The organism is Streptomyces sp. AC555_RSS877 (assembly GCF_019049245.1).
Classification (GTDB): domain Bacteria; phylum Actinomycetota; class Actinomycetes; order Streptomycetales; family Streptomycetaceae; genus Streptomyces.
On the sequence record NZ_JAGMUK010000203.1, the window covers coordinates 1 to 995 of the forward strand.

Here is a 995-nt window from a genome sequence, read left to right on the forward strand (position 1 = left end):
GGCACCGACGACACATAATTCGCCAGCCCCTCGTGAGTGACCGCGACACCCTTCGGCCGCCCCGTCGACCCCGACGTATAGATCACATACGCCACCTGGCCCGACGACACGACACCCTCCAGTGCCACCGCGGGAGCGGCCTCGAGCTGCGCCGCCACGACCGTGTCATCCACCGCCACCAGCCGATGCCCATCGACTGGAATGCTCCCCAGGTTCTGCTGCGTCGTCAGCGTCAGCACCGCACCGCTGTCGCGCAGTTGGAATGCCAGACGTTCCGCCGGCTGCCCCGGGTCGAGCGGCAAATACCCCGCCCCCACCTTCCACACGGCCAGAATCCCGACCAGCGTCTCCACCCCGCGCGGCAGACACAAACCCACCACCCGCTCGGCACGCGCCCCCTGCGCCCGCAGGAAATGCGCCAACCGATTAGCCCGCGCCTCGAGCTCCGCATAGGACACCGACACGCCGGCCTGCACCACCGCCACCGCATCCGGAGTCCGCACCACCTGCGCCGCGATCATCGCCGGCACCATCGACACCTCGGGCCCCGCCTCGGCGGCCGTGTCATTCCAGTCGGCGAGGAGCTGGTTGTGCTGGGCCTCGTCGAGGACGTCCACTGCCGACAGCGAGCTGCCTGGGTGGTCTTCGAGTGCGGTGACGAGGTTGGCCAGGCAGGTGTGCAGCAGATGGCACAGCGCCTGTCCGTCCACCGGATCGACCGCATCCACGAGCAGCGCGAACCTGGACTCCTGATCGTCCACGGAGACGGCCACCGGATAGTTGGTGGCGTCCCGGGAGAGCAGCATCCTGACGCCTCTGGGCGCGCTGTCGCCTTCCGGGCCGGGTGCGGCGGCGCGACGCTTGCTGTGGCGGTAGTTGAAGAGCGAGGTGAACAGAGGGCTGCCGCCGGGCATGCCGCTGGCCTGCTGTGCGAGCGTCAGCGGGGCGTGCTCGTGCACCAGCAGTTCCGCCAGCTGGTCACGCACTCCCTCCAA

1 protein-coding gene is annotated in these 995 nt (G+C 69.3%); it reads right to left on the reverse strand.

Annotated elements, in window-relative coordinates:
• Positions 1 to 986: AMP-binding protein (locus tag KUM49_RS50510; RefSeq protein WP_217242253.1), on the reverse strand; the 986-nt coding region annotated here is incomplete at its 3' end.
• Positions 987 to 995 lie beyond the last annotated feature (9 nt).